The organism is Agromyces chromiiresistens (genome assembly GCF_029167465.1).
Lineage (GTDB): Bacteria > Actinomycetota > Actinomycetes > Actinomycetales > Microbacteriaceae > Agromyces > Agromyces chromiiresistens.
In genome coordinates, this window is sequence record NZ_JARFNL010000004.1 from 845,382 (window position 1) to 861,230 (window position 15,849).

General features: G+C 71.1%; 14 protein-coding genes. 8 read left to right on the forward strand and 6 right to left on the reverse strand.

All coding sequences use genetic code 11. From position 1 onward, the window contains the following. Positions 1-72: 72 nt before the first annotated feature. Positions 73-933 carry a hypothetical protein gene (locus tag PX701_RS11270; RefSeq protein WP_275506315.1) on the reverse strand — a complete coding sequence of 287 codons (861 nt, stop codon included), beginning with the start codon at positions 931-933 and terminating at the stop codon, positions 73-75. Then, a complete protein-coding gene (locus PX701_RS11275; RefSeq protein WP_275506316.1) occupies positions 923-1,486 on the reverse strand; it encodes an RNA polymerase sigma factor in 564 nt (187 codons plus the stop codon). The genes PX701_RS11270 and PX701_RS11275 overlap by 11 nt, the downstream gene beginning before the upstream one ends. A gap of 340 nt (positions 1,487-1,826) precedes the next feature. Here PX701_RS11275 and PX701_RS11280 point away from each other — a divergent pair, with 340 nt between their 5' ends. Then, the gene (locus tag PX701_RS11280) at positions 1,827-3,200 is read left to right on the forward strand and encodes a flavin monoamine oxidase family protein (protein ID WP_275506317.1); all 1,374 of its coding nucleotides are present in this window, start codon (positions 1,827-1,829) and stop codon (positions 3,198-3,200) included. Between the two features lie 104 nt (positions 3,201-3,304). Here the strand turns inward: PX701_RS11280 and PX701_RS11285 are convergent, their stop codons facing one another. From PX701_RS11285 to PX701_RS11295, 3 genes are all read right to left on the reverse strand, one after another. After that, positions 3,305-3,979, reverse strand: coding sequence for a TetR/AcrR family transcriptional regulator (locus PX701_RS11285; RefSeq protein ID WP_275506318.1), 675 nt, complete (start codon positions 3,977-3,979; stop codon positions 3,305-3,307). 46 nt (positions 3,980-4,025) lie between these two features. Continuing rightward, a complete protein-coding gene (ectB, locus tag PX701_RS11290; protein ID WP_231431991.1) occupies positions 4,026-5,315 on the reverse strand; it encodes a diaminobutyrate--2-oxoglutarate transaminase in 1,290 nt (429 codons plus the stop codon). A gap of 104 nt (positions 5,316-5,419) precedes the next feature. Then, on the reverse strand, positions 5,420-6,469 hold the full coding sequence (locus PX701_RS11295; protein WP_275506319.1) for a LacI family DNA-binding transcriptional regulator: 1,050 nt from the start codon (positions 6,467-6,469) through the stop codon (positions 5,420-5,422). A gap of 174 nt (positions 6,470-6,643) precedes the next feature. Between PX701_RS11295 and PX701_RS11300 the strand changes: the two genes are divergently transcribed. The 7 genes from PX701_RS11300 (at position 6,644) to PX701_RS11330 (ending at position 14,097) form a co-directional block, all read left to right on the forward strand. After that, positions 6,644-8,275, forward strand: a complete 1,632-nt coding sequence (locus tag PX701_RS11300) for an ABC transporter substrate-binding protein (RefSeq protein ID WP_231431989.1) — start codon at positions 6,644-6,646, stop codon at positions 8,273-8,275. Positions 8,276-8,302: 27 nt separating this feature from the next. Next, positions 8,303-9,250 (forward strand): ABC transporter permease, encoded by a 948-nt coding sequence (locus PX701_RS11305; RefSeq protein ID WP_231431988.1) that lies wholly within the window; start codon positions 8,303-8,305, stop codon positions 9,248-9,250. Next, positions 9,247-10,182, forward strand: a complete 936-nt coding sequence (locus tag PX701_RS11310) for an ABC transporter permease (RefSeq protein WP_275506320.1) — start codon at positions 9,247-9,249, stop codon at positions 10,180-10,182. Before PX701_RS11305 ends, PX701_RS11310 begins: the two co-directional genes overlap by 4 nt. Then, positions 10,182-11,012, forward strand: coding sequence for an ABC transporter ATP-binding protein (locus PX701_RS11315; protein WP_275506321.1), 831 nt, complete (start codon positions 10,182-10,184; stop codon positions 11,010-11,012). The genes PX701_RS11310 and PX701_RS11315 overlap by 1 nt, the downstream gene beginning before the upstream one ends. Then, positions 11,009-11,836, forward strand: coding sequence for an ABC transporter ATP-binding protein (locus tag PX701_RS11320; RefSeq protein WP_231431985.1), 828 nt, complete (start codon positions 11,009-11,011; stop codon positions 11,834-11,836). Before PX701_RS11315 ends, PX701_RS11320 begins: the two co-directional genes overlap by 4 nt. Positions 11,837-11,892: 56 nt before the next feature. Then, positions 11,893-12,978, forward strand: a complete 1,086-nt coding sequence (locus tag PX701_RS11325; RefSeq protein WP_275506322.1) for a C45 family autoproteolytic acyltransferase/hydrolase — start codon at positions 11,893-11,895, stop codon at positions 12,976-12,978. Positions 12,979-13,089: 111 nt separating this feature from the next. Then, positions 13,090-14,097, forward strand: a complete 1,008-nt coding sequence (locus tag PX701_RS11330) for a CPBP family intramembrane glutamic endopeptidase (RefSeq protein ID WP_275506323.1) — start codon at positions 13,090-13,092, stop codon at positions 14,095-14,097. Positions 14,098-14,130: 33 nt separating this feature from the next. On the opposite strand, the gene PX701_RS11335 is transcribed toward PX701_RS11330, so the two are convergent. Continuing rightward, positions 14,131-15,621 (reverse strand): CitMHS family transporter, encoded by a 1,491-nt coding sequence (locus PX701_RS11335; protein ID WP_275506324.1) that lies wholly within the window; start codon positions 15,619-15,621, stop codon positions 14,131-14,133. Between the last annotated feature and the right edge of the window lie 228 nt (positions 15,622-15,849).

Consider the following 15,849-nt stretch of genomic DNA (forward strand, 5'->3'; position numbering starts at 1 on the left):
GGCATCCGCGCGGCCGCGATGCGGGCACGAGCGTCGTGCGCACGGCCCGCATCGGTGCCCGAAGATCGCCGCTCAGAAACCGAACTGCTGGGCGGTCCCGAGATTGACGGGAGCGCTCACCACCGAGGGGATGCCGTCCTCCTCCACGGAGTCGGACGCCACGACCGCGTACGCGTTCGGCACCCCTTCAGATGACGGCGGCCCGAGCTCGGGTCCCGTCTCGAGCGCGACGATGCCGATGGTCTCGGGGTACCCCGGGTAGATCGGTTCGTCGGCGAGGGAGGCGGCGAGCTCGTCGCCGGGCGCGACCCCGCGCTGCGTGGTCACGGCGACGCCGTCACCGACGACCGGAAGGGTGAACTTCACCGCGACGTTCGTCGGCATGCGACCCGGTCCTTCGCCGAGATCGTCGCTGACGCGGATGCCCGGCCAGACATAGGCGAGGTACTCTTCCGCACCCTCCTCCTCGACGGTCGGCACCTCGCCGAGCACCGCCGTGAGCGTCCCGACGATCAGGCCGGTGTCGTCGTCGTACGAGGTCGAGGTCACGACCTCGCCGGCGGCGTCTTCGAAGTCGAGGCCCTCGGCGCGCACGACGATCGTCGTCACCGCCGCGAGCCGATCCGGCGGCTCGGTGGCCGACTCGGTCGGCGTGGGCCCGGGCTCGTCGGGTGCGGGCGTCGTGTCGGTCGGCGGTGCGGAGGTCGCCGGGGTGGGCCCCGGGCCCGCGAACGGCGCCGGGCCTCCGGTGAAGGCCACGAGCGCGCCGCCCGTGACGAGCACGATGAGCAGCACCGCCGCGACGAGGCTGCCGACGAGCAGTTCGGTGCGGGGTCGCCGTCGGGGCGTTCGTCGGGCCTCGGCCATGAGTCCGCCCTTGGCGGACGCCAGCAGGCGCGCCATCTCGTCGCCGTTCGGTGGTTCAGTTCTCATCGACGGTCACCGCCTTCCTCAAGCGAATCCGACTGCGGGAGACCCGCTGCTTCACCGCGCCGACGCTGAGGCCGAGCTCGGTGGCGGCCTGCGCGTACGGCAGGCCGTCGAGGAGGCACAGTTCGCAGACGCGGCGGTCGACCGGCTCGAGCCGCTCGATCGCGTCGAGCACCCATCGCAACTCCTCGCGGGCGGACTCGCGCGCCTGGTCCGCCCTGACGATCGACAAGTGCGCCGGCATCCATTCGTCGGGCAACGCGTCGGTGGCGGCGCGTGCACGCTTGCGGCCCGCGTTCGCGGCGATGTTGCGGCAGGTCACGAGCAACCAGGGCAGCAGCGACCGATCAAGCAGCGCGATCTCCGGGCCTCGTCGCCACAGTGCCAGGAACGTGTCCTGGACGATCTCCTCGACATCCATGCGGCTCGGCGCGAGCGCCCACGCATAGCGGGCGACCGTGTTCGAATGCCGGTCGAACGCCTTCGACAGGGCTCGCTGGTCGCCGGCGCCGATGCTGCGGAGCAGTTCGGCGTCCCCGGGTTCATCGTCCTCCACGGAGTACCTCCTCACTGCAGGAATGTCGCGGAAACACTCGAAGGTCACACGCGGGCCTCGAACTTCTCGGTTTCGAGCGTTCACCCTGCCAGATTCCGACCCGCCCCGCGACGGCCTCGGGGTGGACGTCCCGACCCTCGCACGGGGGCGCGAAAATGAACGGCCGCATCCTCGCGCCCCGCCCGGGCGGCGTGCGGGGGCGTGCGTAAATGAATCCGCCGCGCCGGCGGCTCACCCGCGGGCGCCCCATGCTCGTAGGCTCCCTCGCGACGGCCGCATCGATGCCGCCGTCGACGGCTCGACGACCGAGCGGTTCGAGGACTCGATGAGGAGCATGAACGTGAGAGAGATCACCCGGGACGTCGTCGTGATCGGCGGCGGCGTCAGCGGTCTGGTGACCGCCCGCCGACTGGTCGAGGGAGGCGCATCGGTCGCGCTGCTCGAGGCCCGCGACCGCGTCGGCGGCCGCACCTGGTCGGACACGGTCGACGGCGAGTGGTTCGAGCTCGGCGGCCAGTGGATCTCGGCCGGCCAGGACGCCCTCGAGTCGCTGCTCGGCGAGCTCGGCAAGGAGAGCTATCCGCGCTACCGCGAGGGCCGCTCGGTCTACCTCGCGCCCGACGGGCGCCGCACCGAGTTCGAGGGCGACGACTTCCCGACCGCGTCCGAGACGGTCGCGGCGATGAACACCCTCATCGCCGCGCTCGATGCGCTCGCCGCCGAGCTCGACCCCGCCGCGCCGTGGGAGCACCCGCGCGCCGCCGAGCTCGACGCGATCAGCTTCAGCGCGTGGCTGCGCACCCTCAGCGACGACGAGGAGGCGATCCGCTCGTTCGACCACTTCATCGCCGGCGGCATGCTGACGAAGCCGGCGCACACCTTCTCGGTGCTGCAGGCGATGCTCATGGCCGCGTCGGCGGGCTCGCTGCACGAGCTCGTCGACGACGGCCTGCTGCTCGACCGGCGCGTCGTGGGCGGCATGCAGTCGGTGTCGACCCAGCTCGCCGACGAGCTCGGCGACGACGTCGTGTTCCTGTCGTCGCCCGTGCGGAGGCTCGACTGGACCGACGAGGGGCCGGGCCGCGCGGCATCCGTCGTCGCCGAGAGCGACGAGCTGCGGGTCAGCGCGCGCTTCGCGGTCGTCGCCGTGCCCCCGAACCTGTACTCGCTCATCCGCTACGAGCCGCACCTGCCGCGCGAGCGCATGGTCGCGCAGCAGCACCAGTCGATGGGCCTCGTCGTCAAGGTGCAGGCCGCGTACGAGACGCCGTTCTGGCGCGAGCGGGGCCTCGCGGGTACGGGCTTCGGGCGCGACGAGTTCGTGTGCGAGGTCTACGACAACTCGACGCACGACTCGTCGCAGGGCATGCTCGTCGGGTTCGTCGTCGATGTCGAGGCCGAGCGGCTCTGGGCGATGCCCGAGGCCGAGCGCCGGGCCGCGGTGCTCGACTCGTTCGCCGCGTACTTCGGCGACGAGGCGCGAAACCCGGTCGCGGTCGCGATGTCGGACTGGGGCGACGAGGAGTGGACGCGCGGCGCCTATGCGTGCAGCTACGACCTGGGCGGGCTCAGCCGCTGGGGTCACCTGCAGAACGAGCCGGTCGGCCCGATCTTCTTCGCGTCGAGCGACATCCAGGGCGTCGGCTACCTGCACGTCGACGGCGCGATCCGCATCGGCGCCGACACGGCGAAGCGCATCTTGGCCGCGGGGTAGGGCGGCGACGGCGCGGATGGCTCGGCCGCGTGCCGAACTCGCGCGATGCATCCGCGCCCGCGCGCGCCTGCGCGGGCGCGGGCGCGCAGTGTGCTGCATCGCCGTCAGCGTGCGGGCGCGATGCGGTATCGCGCCGCGAGCCCGTCGAGCAGCAGTCCGAGTGCGAGCTCGAACGCGCGGTCGGCGACCAGCACGCGCTCCTCGACGAGTCGCCGGCGGTGCAGTGCGTACGCCTGGGCGACGATCCCGGGCGCTTCGGGGGCGTAGACGTCCTCGGGGCCGAGCGAGTCGATGGCGCCGCCGAACACGAGCTGCTCGATCGCCGAGATCGACGCGAACACCTCGGGCGGCGGGAAACCGGCAGCCTGGAACCCGACGATGACGCGCTGGTACATCTGCGTCGCCTCAGGGGTGTCGCGGATCGGCAGGTGCGCGTAGATCGCGACGCACTCCCGGTGCGCGCGCAGCACGCGAAGGTAGCTCCACGCCCAGCGTTCGGTCGCCGCTCGCCACGGAAGCGGGCCGAAGCCCGAGACATCCACCTCGCGCACGAGGCGCTCCTGGATCCACCCGAGGATGACGGCTCGCGATGCGGCGTGGTTGTAGATGGCGCTCGGGACGACGCCCAGACGGTCGGCGAGCGCCTGGATCGTGAGTGCGCCGGCGCCCTTGCGGTCGACGAGGCGCAGCGCCTCGTCGGTGATGCGCTCGCGGTTCAGCACCGCGACGCGCGGCCGGCCGGCCCCGCGGCGGGGCGGCCGTGCCGCGTCGTCGGTCATGAGTCGGGTTGTTCCCGCGGGCCGAGGGGCCGCTCGAGCCGGCCGGTCAGCTCGCCGCGACCGCGGTCGCCGTCACCGCGGCGAGGCTCTCGCGCACGATCGCGAGGCCGCGCAGCAGCTCGTCGTCGGTGATCGTGAGCGCCGGCAGGAACTTCAGCACCTCGTCGAACGCGCCAGAGGTCTCGATGACGAGCCCGCGCGTGAAGGCCTCCTTCGAGATGCGCCCCGCGAGGCCGCGGTCGCCGTCGGAGACGAGGCCGTACATGAGGCCGCGCCCGCGCACGGTGAGTCCGAGCGACGGGTTCTCGGCGGCGATCAGCTCGAGCTCGCCGGCGAGGAGCGCCGACTTGCGGGCGACCTCGTCGACGAACGCCGTGTCGGCCCAGTACGCCTCGAGGGCGACACGGGCGGAGACGAACGCGAGGTTGTTGCCGCGGAAGGTGCCCGTGTGGGCGCCCGGCTTCCACACGTCGACCTCGGGGCGCAGCAGCACCAGCGACATCGGCAGGCCGGAGCCCGAGATCGACTTCGACACCGTCACGAGGTCGGGCACGATGCCCGCGGCCTCGAAGGCGAAGAAGGCACCGGTGCGGCCGACGCCCGCCTGGATCTCGTCGAGGATGAGCAGGATGCCGCGCTCGGCGGTGATCGCGCGCAGGCGCTGCAGCCACGGCACGCTCGCGACGTTGATGCCGCCCTCGCCCTGCACCGCCTCGACGATGACCGCCGCAGGCAGGTCGAGGCCCGATCCCGGGTCGTCGAGCATCTTCTCGAAGAGGTCGAGGGTGTCGACGTTCTCGCCGAGGTAGCCGTCGTAGGGCAGGCGCACGACGTCGTCGAGGGTGACGCCAGCGGCCTCGCGGTAGTGGCTGTTGCCGGTGGCCGCGAGGGCGCCCATGCTCAGGCCGTGGAACGCGTTCGTGAACGCGACGACGGTCGGGCGGCCGGTCGCCTGGCGGGCGACCTTGAGTGCGGCCTCGACGGCGTTCGCACCGGTCGGACCCGTGAACTGCAGCTTGTGGTCGAGCCCGCGCGGCTCGAGGATGAGGCGCTCGAACGCCTCGATGAAGGCGCGCTTGGCCGAGGTCGCCATGTCGAGCCCGTGGATGATGCCGTCGCGCTCGAGGTACTCGATGATCGCGCGGGTGAACGCCGGGTTGTTGTGCCCGTAGTTCAAGACGCCGGCCCCGGCGAAGAAGTCGAGGTACTCGCGGCCGTCGGCGTCGACGAGGGTCGAACCGGTCGCCCGGTCGAACACCGTCGGGAACGAGCGCACGTAGCCGCGCACCTCGGACTCGCGGCGGTTGAAGACGTCAAGGTTCGCGGCGTCGCTCATGGCAGGCGGACTCCTCTGCAGATCAGGGTTTTGCGGTGCATCGAGCCTACGGCCTCGAACGGTGAGTCGGCTGCGAGCGGCCGCCCGGGGGGTCTGCCCGGGGATCAGGCCGTCACGGCGGCGTCGCCGTTGCGCCGCGACGTCGAGTCGCGGACGACGAGCTCACTGGCCGGATCGAGGCTCGACCAGTCGACGGGCTCTCCGTCGAGCAGGCGGATCAACGCGTCGACGGCGAGCCGCGCGGTCTCGACGGGGCGGAGGTCGAGCGCGGTGATGGTGGGGGTCGAGGTGCGGTTCATGACCGCGTCCGAGCCGGCGACGACGAGCAGGTCGTCGGGGACGCCGACGCCGAGTTCGCGGGCCCCTGCGACGAATCCCGCCGCATGACGACCGGTCAGGCAGTACACGCCGTCGGGCGGGGCGTCGCCCGTGAGGAGTTCATGCGCGACCGTGCGACCGCCGTCGACTCCGCTCGTCTCGTCGCGTGCGCGAATCATCGGCTCGATGCCGTGCTCGGCGGCCCACTGCTCGTAGCCGCGCCGTGCGTGCGCGTTCCACGAGTTCTCGTCGGTGCCGGTCACGAGCGCGACCCGTCGCGCCCCGGCGTCGAGGAGGTGGTCGAGGGCGAGCCGCGTGTCGCGCTCGGTCTGCTGCGCGATCGCAGGGAAGGCGTCGGGGCGCGCGGGGTCGACGCCGACCGCGACGAACGGGATGCGCTTGCGGTCGAGCAGGGTGAGCGCGGGATCGTTGCGGATCGGCGCTTCGACGAGGCAGCCGTCGGCGGCGAGCGACGAGGGCGGCGCGCCGGGCTTCGTCGGGTCGGAGATGAGCATGAGCGAGTACCCGTGGTCCATCGCGGCCAGGGCGGCGGAGCCGGCGAACCGGAGGAAGTAGTCGACCCCCTCGGGCATCGCGGTGTCGAGCGACTCGAGCGGCCGGATCAGCAGCGAGATGACCCCGAGCTTCGACTGCCGGAGTCCGCGGGCCATGGCGTTGGGCTCGTAGCCGAGTTCGTCTGCGACGCGCTTGACCCGCTCGATGGTCTCGGCGCCGATCGTGCCCTTGCCGTTCAGCGCGTTCGAGACCGTCGTTCGCGAGACGCCGGCGCGCTCGGCGACGTCGTTGATCGTCGGTCTCGCCGCATCGATGGACACCCGGCCAGCGTAGCAAGCGGACTGCGCTGATCGCAGCAGGGATCCTCACAAAGAGAATCGATTTACGGAATCGATTTACAAGAATCGATTCTTCTAGTAGCTTCGCCGTAGCTCATCGCACTCGACGGCGTGAGATTCGACGGAGAAGCTCAGGAGGACACAGTGAAAACCGCAATGACAAGAGCATCGATCGCGCTCCTCGCGGTCGCGAGCCTGGGGCTCGCGGGATGCACGGCGGATCGAGGCGGCGATTCCGGCTCGACGCTCGACGAGGGCGAGCTCCTGCAGCTCACGCCGGCCGCGACCGGCGAGGTCGACAAGGTCACGTGGAACTCGACCTACGGCGAACTCGCGACGCTCGACCCGGTCAAGGCGTTCAACTACCCGGAGAACACGATCCTCTCCAACCTCTGCGAGTCCCTGTTCCAGATGCAGCCGGACTTCTCGGTCGAGCCGAACCTCGCCTCGAGCTTCGAGGTCTCCGACGACGCACAGACCTACGTCTTCCAGATCCGTGACGACGTCACCTTCTGGGACGGCACGCCGATGACCGCCGATGACGTGGTGTTCAGCCTGAACCGCCACCTCGACCCCTCCGAGGGCAGCTACCTCGCATCGAGCTTCGCCGATGTCACGGGCATCGAGAAGACCGGCGAGTGGGAGGTCACGCTCACCCTTTCGGAGCCGAACACCATCCTCGACGAGGAACTTGCCACGAACCTCGGCGCGGTCGTGCAGCAGCAGCAGCGCGAGGCCGCGGGAGAGGACTACGGCAACCCCGAGGCCGGCGTCATGTGCACCGGGCCGTTCCAGGTGGGCGAATGGAAGCAGGGCCAGTCGATCTCGCTCGACCGCTACGACGACTACTGGAACGCCGAGAAGCGCGCCAAGGCGAAGGAGGTCGAGATCGGCTTCGTCGTCGACCCCACCGCCATCGCGACGGGGCTCTCGACCGGTGAGATCCAGGGCTCCTACGACGTTCCGCTGCCGGCACTCGGACAGCTCTCGACGAGCAGCACGGGCGCACTCTCGTACGGCGAGGGCATGCAGATCATGGCGATCATCTCGACCGGCAACGGCACCTTCGGCGACCCTGCAGTGCGGCGCGCCCTCACCCGGGCGACCGACCGCCAGGCCATCGCCGACACCGTCTACGAGGGCACGGGCACGCCGTCGCGCTCGATCGTGCCGCAGGGACCGTGGAACCACTACCCCGACGTCGCCGAGCAGCGCGACGCCGAGCTGCCCGACCTGAGCTACGACCTGGACGCCGCGAAGCAGGAGCTCGAGGCCGCGACCGTCGACCTCTCGCAGCCGATCAAGATCGCCTATCCGAGCGAGCGCTCGTTCTACGCCGACATCCTCAACGAGATGGCGAACGGTGCCAAGGAGCTCGGCCTCACCCTCGAGCCGACCGGCGTGCCGAGCGCCCAGTTCGGAGCGTTCTTCTCCGACCCCGAGGCGCGCAAGGGCTACGACGGCTTCGTCACCACCAACTACCTCTCGAGCCCGTCGCCGCTCGCGCACCTCGACAACGTCGCCTACACGGGCAGCCAGCAGAACTACGCGGGCTTCTCCGACCCCGAGATCGACGCGGCGATCGACGCCGCCTACGCGGAGAGCGACCCCGCCAAGCGGGCAGAGCTCACGGTCGACGCGGAGGCGCTCGTCATGCAGCAGCAGCCCTGGGTGCCGATCAACGACCTCGCGGTCCGGCTCTACCTCGACCAGTCGGTGACCGGGGTTCCCGCCTCCTTCATCTACCTGTACTACCCCTGGGCCGCCGACCTCGGCTCGGCCGAGTAGCCGGGTGCGCGCGGGAAGGGATCGTCCATGCTCTACGTACTGAAACGCCTCGTCGCACTGGCGCTGGTGCTGCTCGTCTCCAGCTTCATCGTGTTCAGCGGGATGTACCTCGCTCCGGGAAGTCCCGAGCAGTTCCTCGTGCAGGGGCGCACGGTCAGCCCCGAGGTGCTCGACGCGATCCGGGCGCAGTACGGGCTGGATGATCCCTTCCTCGTGCGCTACTGGAACTGGCTCATCGACGTGCTCCACGGCGACTTCGGCCGGTCCCTGCTGACGCAGCAGGATGTCTCGACCCTCATCGAGTCGCGCCTGCCCACCACGCTCTTCCTCGCGGCATACGCGGCGATCCTGATCGTGCTCCTCGGCGTCGGGCTGGGCATCCTCGCGGCCACGCGCTCGGGCGCCTTCGAGAAGGTCGTCGTGTTCGGCTCGAACCTCGGGTTCGCCGTGCCGACCTTCTTCGCCGCGCTCGTGCTGATGGCGCTGTTCGGTGCGAACCTCGGCTGGTTCCCGGTGTCGGGATCGGGGGAGGGGTTCGCCGACCGCGTCTGGCACCTGACGCTGCCGGCGATCGCCCTCGCGTTCCCGGCGATCGCGGTCGTCGCCCGGATCACCCGCACGGCGGTGCGTGAGGAGCAGGGCTCCGAGCACGTCGTGATGGCGGTCGCGCGCGGGGTGCCGAAGCGCATCGTGCTCGGTCGGCACACGATCCGCAACTCGATGCTGCCCGTGACCACGGTCATCGGCACGAACATCGCGGGCCTGCTCGCGAGTGCATTCGTGATCGAGTACGCGTTCACGCTCGACGGCATCGGATCGCTGCTCGTCAACTCCGTGCAGAAGAAGGACTTCGCCGTCGTCCAGGCGATCGCACTCATCATGGTGCTCGCGTTCGGCCTCATCAACCTCATCGTCGACCTGCTCTATGCCGTCATCGATCCGCGGGTACGACTCGCCAGGGAGGTGTCGGCATGACGAGTCGGCAGATCACCACGGAGCCGCCGGCGAACACCGTCGGCCAGGACACCGTCGCGGTGCAGGCGATCCGCCGGCAACGACTCGACGGCCCGGTCACGGGCTGGCGGCGGCTGCGCCTGCGGCTCGGCACCCTCGGGCTCGTCTGCGCCGGCATCCTCGCCGTCGTCGTGCTCACGGCCGTCTTCGCGCCGTACATCGCACCGTACGACCCGTACGTCGGATCGATCGTCGACCGGCACCTCCCGCCGAGCCTCGAGCACTGGTTCGGCACCGACCAGTCGGGTCGCGACATCTTCTCGCGCATCGTGTGGGGAGCGCGCACGAGCCTCATCGGCCCCACGGTCGTCGTGCTCGTGGCCGCCGTCTCGGCCTCGCTCCTCGCGCTGACCGCGGTGTGGTTCGGCGGCCGGGTCGACGCGTTCATCGGTCGCGTCCTCGACGTGCTGTTCGCGTTCCCGAACATGCTGCTCGCCATCCTCGCGGTCGCGATCTTCGGGCCGTCGCTGCTCACCGCCTCGATCGCGCTCGCCATCGGCTTCACGCCGTACTCGGCCCGCGTCATCCGGTCGGTGGCGCTGCGCGAGCGCAACCTGCCGTACGTGTCGTCTGCGCAACTGCAGGGCATCTCGGGACTCGTCATCACGGGGCGCCACATCCTGCCGAACGTGCGCACCCAGATCTTCACGGGCATGACCATCAACTTCGGCTACGCGATGATCGACCTCGCCGCGCTCTCGTTCCTGGGGCTCGGCGTGCAGCCGCCGACGCCCGACTGGGGCCTCATGGTCTCGAACGGCCAGGCCTCGCTGCTGCAGGGGTACTGGGAGCAGAGCGTCTTCGCGGGCCTCGCGATCGTGATCACCGTGGCCGCGCTCGGTTACGTGGGAGAGCAGCTCGGCGGACGCCGGGCGGCGGGAAGGACGCGCTGATGCTGAACGTCGAGCACCTGACGCTCGCGGTCGTCGACCCCGACACGGGCGAGGAGACCGAGATCCTGCGCGGCAACTCGTTCTCGCTCCGCCAGGGCGAGGCCCTCGGCCTCGTCGGCGAGTCGGGCTCGGGCAAGTCGATGACGCTGAAGTGCCTCCTCGGCATCGAGCCGGGCGGCGCCCGCGTCGGCGGATCGATCGAGCTCGACGGAACCGACCTGCTCGCCGCGCGCGGCGAGCAGCTCCGGCGGATCCGGGCGAACGACCTCGCGCTCATCGCGCAGAACCCGCACGGCGCGCTCAACCCCGTGCTCCGCGTCGAGCGGTTCCTCGTCGAGGGCATGGCCGATGCCCGCGGCATCCCCAAGGCGGCGGCGAAGGCCCGCGCCGCGGACTTGCTGCGGCAGGTGGGAATCACCGACACCGAGCGGGTGCTGGGCTCCTACCCGCACCAGCTCTCGGGCGGGATGCTGCAGCGCGTCGTGATCGCGGGGGCGATGTCGGGCGAGCCGAAGCTGCTGCTGGCCGACGAGCCCACCACGGCGCTCGACGTGACGACGCAGGCCGAGGTCGTGGCGATCCTCGACGAGAAGCGCCGCCAGCACGGGCTCTCGATGATCTTCGTGACGCACGACCTCGACCTCGCGGCGGCGGTGTGCGATCGGCTGGCCGTCATGAAGGACGGTGCGATCCTCGAGATCGGCACGCCCGACGACATCCGCGACCGGCCGAAGACCGAGTACACGCGTGCGCTCATGGCCGCCCGACCCCTGCTCCACCCGGCGGGGCGTGCGCCGGTGCCCGCGAACGGAACGGAGGCGCACGAATGAGCGAAGACCTCATCCTGGAGGCGGTGGGACTCCGCCGCACCTTCCATGTCGGGCGCCGGTCGAGCGTCACGGCGCTCGACGACGTCTCGTGCACGGTGCGCCGCGGCACGTGCCTCGCCGTCGTCGGCGAGTCCGGGTCGGGCAAGTCGACGCTCGCCCGCGTGATCGTCGGGCTCGAGACGGCCGAGGCCGGCGCGGTCCGCATCGACGGGAACGAGGTGCGACCGACCACGTCGCGATCGCGCCTGCGCGCGCGGTCGAAGCTCGTGCAGATGGTCTTCCAAGATCCGCAGGGCTCGCTCAACCGGTCGCTGCCGGTCTCGGCGACCATCGACGAGATGCTGCGCGTGCATCGGCCCGACCTCGATCGCGCCGGGCGCCGGGCGCGGCTGCTCGAGCTCTTCGCCGAGGTCGGCCTCACCGAACGGCACGCCGACGCGAAGCCCTCTGCGCTCTCGGGCGGCCAGAAGCAGCGGGTCGCGATCGCCCGCGCGCTCGCCGCCGAGCCCGAGATCATCGTGCTCGACGAGGCGGTCTCGGCGCTCGACGTCTCGGTGCAGGCGCAGGTGCTCGACCTGCTCGCCCGGCTGCGCAGCGAGAAGGGGCTCACCTACCTCTTCATCACGCACGACCTCTCCGTCGTGCGCGCCGTCGCCGACGACGTCATCGTCATGCGCAGGGGCCGCATCGTCGAACGTGGGACGGTCGGCGAGATCCTCGACCGCCCGACCCATCCGTACACGAGACTGCTGCTCGAGTGCGCGCCCCAGCCCGGCTGGGTGCCGCGGCGCGGCGTCATCGAGCAGCTCGCCCACCAGCTCTGAACCGCGTCGGGAACCCGTCGCGCCATCTCCACCGCAACCGCTGAAGGAACGATCCATTGCACAGCATCACCGACCGCCTGCACGTCGTCGCGAACGGCGCCGATCCGCTCGAACGCGGTCGTGAACGGGGCGCGCAACTCCGCGACGCCCTGCCCGCAGGGCTGCGGACCTATCTCGAGCTCTTCGCGAAGTACGAGCTCGACGAGGCCGTCGTGCGCGACCTCGCCCTGAGCTGCGCCGACGCGGTCGGCGGATGGCGGCCCGCCCGGCTCGCCGAGATGGACGGGCTGGCCGCCGGAGCGGGGGTCGAGCCGTGGCACGTGTACGCGCTCAATGCGCGCACCGAGATCCTCTCGCAGGGCGTGGGCGCCGCGCCGGGCGAGTGCTCGACGATCGGCCGGCGGGTGCGGTTCGCCGACGGTTCGGTGCGCACCTTCGGACTGCAGACCTGGGACTGGCACCACCAGCTCGACGGCGAGTGGCACACGCACGAGACGCGCGGCGGCCGGTACGACGTCGCGGGCCTCACCGAGCACGGCATGCTCGGCAAGATCGGCGTCAACAGCGCGGGGCTCGCCCTGCACTTCAACATCCTCGGACACCGCACCGACGGTGCGGGCGGCGTGCCCGTGCACGTGCTGTCGGCGACGGTGCTCGAGGAGGCGGCCTCGGTCGACGAGGCGGTCGAGCTCGTGCGCGACGCGCCGCGCAGCGCGTCGAGCTCGTTCACGCTGCTCGACGCCGACACGGTCGTGACGACCGACATCACTCCGATCGGGGTGTTCGTCGTCGAGCCCGTCGACGGCACGGTCGTGCGCACGAACCACTTCCTGAGTCGCGAGGCGCAGGCACAGGAGAAGACCGAGATCTACCAGCCCGACTCCGACGAGCGTTACGGCCTGATCGCCGCCCGCTTCGCGGACTACCCCGAGCCGCGCACCGACGAGGAGCTGCTCGCCTTCCTCTACTCCGATCCGGGCCAGCCGCTGCTCTGCCACCGCCCCGACCTGACGCTGCCGTTCGGCGAGCGCTGGGCGACGCTCGCGACCGTGCGGCTCGACCCGGCCGCGCGCACGGCTCGCATCTCGAACGGCACGCCGATCGACGCCCGGGCGGGGGCCTGGCGGCAGCTCGTCGCCTGACCGGCCGGCCGACCGACGGCCGCACGGATGCCTCGGGGCGGCGCTCATGCGCCGGCGATCTCCGTCCTGCGGCGGATCCGGTGCTGCGCACGACTCGGTAGCGTGGCCAAGATGAGCGAACAGCCGAGGATCATGGCGGAGGCGGTCGGTGCCGAGGAAGCCGAGGGCGCCGAGCGGGTCGACGGTGCCGACCGGCACGTGCACTGGGCTTCGGTCGCGGTGTTCGCCGTCGTCTCGTGCGGGCTCGCCTGGCTCGTGGCCTGGCCGCTCTGGGCGCGCGGCGAGGGCATGGCCGACCCGTTGCTGCCGCTGGTCGCGACCGCCATGATGCTGACGCCGGCCGTGGCGACGCTCGCGGCGCTCGTCGTGGACCGGCGGACCCGCGGGCGGCGCCCGGCGCGCGACATCCTGCGGGGTCTCGGCATGTGGCCGTTGCGTCCGGCGCGGCGCACGATCGGGATGAGCGTCGTCATGGTCTTCGCCATGCCCCTGATCGTCGCGATCGGCTTGGGAATCACGTGGATCGCGGGGCTCGCGGTGCTCGACCCGGTCGGCTTCTCGGGGTTCGCCGAGGCGCTCGCCGGCGAGCTGCCGCCCGGCACCTCCATGCCCCCGGTGGTGCTCGTCGTCGCCCTGCAGCTCGCGATGATCCCGGTCGGCGCCGTCGTCAACGCCCCCTTCGCGTTCGGTGAGGAGGTAGGCTGGCGCGGCTGGCTGCTGCCCGCCCTGCGCCCGCTCGGCGTCTGGCCGGCGCTCATCGTCTCGGGCGCGTTCTGGGGGTTCTGGCACACCCCGCTCATCCTGCTCGGCTACAACTTCGGCCTCACCGACGTCACGGGCGTGCTGCTCATGGTGCTCTCGTGCACCCTGTTCGGCGTGCTGCTCGGCTGGACGCGCCTGCGAACGGGCTCGGTGTGGCCCGCCGTGTTCGGCCACGGGGCGTTCAACGCCTCGGCCGGGCTCGGCGCGCTGCTCGTGGCCGCCGGGTCGCCGGTGCCGCCCGCCTGGCTGTCCGGGCCGCTCGGGCTCATCTCCTGTGCGGTCTTCGCCGGCGTCGTCGCCGTGCTCGTCGCGGCGGGCCAGTTCCGCCGCTCGCGCCTCTCGGCCCGGCTCGGCTGAGCCGAACCGGGCCGAGCGGCGGCAGCGCGGGCGTCAGCCGAAGGGAATCGCCCCGACGAGCACGCCGACGACGAGCATCACGAGCGAGACGAGCGTCGCCCGCCACAGCACCTTCTTGTGGTGATCGCCGAGGTTGACGCTCGCGAGCGACACGAGCAGCAGGATCGCCGGCACGAGCGGGCTCTGCAGGTGCACGGGCTGGCCGATGACCGAGGCGCGCGCCATCTCGGCGGCGCTGATGCCGTAGGTCGAGGCGCTCTCGGCGAGGATCGGCAGGATGCCGTAGTAGAACGCGTCGTTCGACATGAAGAACGTCATCGGGATCGACAGCACGCCCGTGATGATCGCCAGGTACGGGCCGAGCGCCGGCGGCACGATGTCGACGACCCACTCGGCCATCGCCGTGACCATGCCGGTGCCGTCGAGCACGCCGACGAGCACCCCCGCGGCGAGCACCATCGACACGACGCCGACGATGCTCGGCGCGTGCGCGACGATCTCGGCCGACTGGTCCTTGAGCTTCGGGAAGTTCAGGATGAGCGCGAGCGCCGACCCGATCATGAAGACGAACGCGAGCGGCATGACGTCGAGCACGAGCAGCACCATCACCGCGACGGTGAGCGCGAGGTTGAACCAGATGAGCTTCGGCCGCAGCGTGGGCCGGTCGGGGTGCAGCATCGTGTCGGCCATCGCCGTGTCGCGCTCGTCCTCGGCGACGGCGACGGGCGCGGGCGTGCCCGACCCGCTCACGGTGACGATGTTCGTCGTGGCGAGGGTCGCCCGCGCGCCGACCGAGCCCTGCGCGCCGCGCACGAGCCGAGGCACCTTCATGCCGAAGCGACCCGCGCTCGTGCGGCCGTCGGCCGCGGCATCCGCCCATTCATCGATCATGACGTTCGAGGTGGCGAGCGTGCCCAGGCGCTTGCGCTCGGCAAGGCCCAGCATCCAGGCGAAGGCGAGCGCGATCGCGAGGCCCACGGCGAGCGACGGCAGCATCGGCACGAAGATGTCGGTCGGCGAGATCTTGAGCGCGGTCGCGGCGCGCACGGTCGGGCCGCCCCACGGCACGATGTTGAGCGTGCCGTTCATGAGGCCGGCGACGCACGTGAGCACGACCGGGCTCATGCCGAGCCGCAGGTAGATCGGCAGCATCGCCGAGGTCGTGATGATGAAGGTCGTGGAGCCGTCGCCGTCGAGCGAGACGGCACCCGCGAGAAGCGCCGTGCCGAGCACGACCTTCGCCGGGTCGTTGCCGAGCATGCGCGTGATGAAGCGGATGAGCGGATCGAACAGCCCGACGTCGATCATGATGCCGAAGTACATGATGGCGAACATGAGCAGGGCCGCGGTCGGGGCCATGCCGCCGATCGCCTCCATCACCATGTCGCCGATGCCGAGCCCGGCGCCCGCGAAGAGGCCGAAGATCGTGGGCACCACGATGAGGGCGACCATCGGCGTGAGCCGCTTGGTCATGATGAGGGCCATGAACACGAGGATCATGGCGAATCCGAGGATCACGAGCATGGTGACGTCCTTGTCAGTGAGCGCCCGCACGGGGCTGGTGGGTCTCGAGGAGCGTACGGACTGCGGAGGCCGGCCGGCCGATAACTCGCATTGCGCCGCGTTCTGCGCGTAGCGTTGGTTCTGCGCATTCTGCTCACGACGTGCCGGGCCGGATGCCTCGGGGCGCGTGCTTCGTCGGCCGACGATGCATCATCGGATCGCGCACCATCGGGCCGACGAGCGCGGAGG

Excerpts from the sequence above, each read along its gene's own strand:
- PX701_RS11310 (WP_275506320.1), top strand. The coding sequence starts at position 9,247 with ATGACGAGTCGGCAGATCACCACGGAGCCGCCGGCGAACACCGTCGGC.
- PX701_RS11335 (WP_275506324.1), bottom strand. The coding sequence starts at position 15,621 with ATGCTCGTGATCCTCGGATTCGCCATGATCCTCGTGTTCATGGCCCTC.
- ectB (WP_231431991.1), bottom strand. The coding sequence starts at position 5,315 with ATGAGCGACGCCGCGAACCTTGACGTCTTCAACCGCCGCGAGTCCGAG.
- PX701_RS11305 (WP_231431988.1), top strand. The coding sequence starts at position 8,303 with ATGCTCTACGTACTGAAACGCCTCGTCGCACTGGCGCTGGTGCTGCTC.
- PX701_RS11285 (WP_275506318.1), bottom strand. The coding sequence starts at position 3,979 with ATGACCGACGACGCGGCACGGCCGCCCCGCCGCGGGGCCGGCCGGCCG.
- PX701_RS11330 (WP_275506323.1), top strand. The coding sequence starts at position 13,090 with ATGAGCGAACAGCCGAGGATCATGGCGGAGGCGGTCGGTGCCGAGGAA.
- PX701_RS11320 (WP_231431985.1), top strand. The coding sequence starts at position 11,009 with ATGAGCGAAGACCTCATCCTGGAGGCGGTGGGACTCCGCCGCACCTTC.
- PX701_RS11300 (WP_231431989.1), top strand. The coding sequence starts at position 6,644 with ATGACAAGAGCATCGATCGCGCTCCTCGCGGTCGCGAGCCTGGGGCTC.
- PX701_RS11270 (WP_275506315.1), bottom strand. The coding sequence starts at position 933 with ATGAGAACTGAACCACCGAACGGCGACGAGATGGCGCGCCTGCTGGCG.
- PX701_RS11315 (WP_275506321.1), top strand. The coding sequence starts at position 10,182 with ATGCTGAACGTCGAGCACCTGACGCTCGCGGTCGTCGACCCCGACACG.